The organism is Emticicia sp. W12TSBA100-4 (assembly GCF_040253585.1).
GTDB lineage: Bacteria > Bacteroidota > Bacteroidia > Cytophagales > Spirosomataceae > Emticicia.
Window position 1 is genome coordinate 1 of sequence record NZ_JBELAU010000051.1, and the last position, 1102, is coordinate 1102.

Annotated in this window: 1 pseudogene; it reads right to left on the reverse strand. The window is 47.4% G+C overall.

From position 1 onward, the window contains the following. Nucleotides 1–1102: pseudogene (locus ABR854_RS25685) on the reverse strand (hypothetical protein); the annotation flags it as partial.

The following is a 1102-nucleotide window of genomic DNA, read 5'->3' on the forward strand; positions in this document are numbered from 1 at the left end:
GTATGTGCCTGCTGTTCTTACACTCATGCTGCTGCCTGTTGCATTCGTACTCCATTTCAAGCTACCACTGCAACCTGTCGCTGTCAACGTTGCTGTCTCTGCATTACACAAGCTGTTTTTGTTGCTGCTGATTACTGGAGCTGCTGGGCTACTGCCTGTCGTGATAACTACTACATTGCTCAATCCACTTTCGCCACAACTGTTGATACATGTCGCTGTGTAGGTACCTGCCGTGCTTACAATGATGCTTGCACTCGTCGAGCCTGTACTCCATTTCAAGCTACCACTGCAACCTGTTGCTGTCAACGATGCCGTTTCTGCATTACACAAGCTGTTTCTGTTCGTTGAAATTACTGGTGCTGCTGGGCTGCTACCTGTTGTGATAACCACTACATTGCTAACTCCACTTTCACCACAACTGTTGATACATGTCGCTGTGTAGGTACCTGCCGTGCTTACAATGATGCTTGCACTCGTCGAGCCTGTACTCCATTTCAAGCTACCACTGCAACCTGTTGCTGTCAACGTTGCTGTCTCTGCATTACACAAGCTGTTTCTGTTCGTTGAAATTACTGGTGCTGCTGGGCTGCTACCTGTCGTGATAACTACTACATTGCTCAATCCACTTTCCCCACAACTGTTGCTACATGTCGCTGTGTATGTGCCTGCTGTTCTTACACTGATGCTGCTGCCTGTGGCATTTGTACTCCACTTCAAGCTACCTGAACAACCTGTTGCTGTCAACGTTGCTGTCTCTGCATTACACAAGCTATTCTTATTCGATGAAATTACTGGAGCCGCTGGGCTGCTGCCTGTCGTGATAACCACTACATTGCTAACTCCACTTTCACCACAACTGTTGCTACATGTCGCTGTATAACTTCCTGCTGTGCTTACACTGATGATGCTGCCTGTCGCATTTGTACTCCATTTCAAACTACCACTGCAACCTGTTGCTGTCAACGTTGCTGTCTCTGCATTACACAAGCTGTTTCTGTTCGTTGAAATTACTGGTGCTGCTGGGCTGCTACCTGTTGTGATAACTACTACATTGCTCACTCCACTTTCCCCACAACTGTTGATACATGTCGCTGTGTAGGTA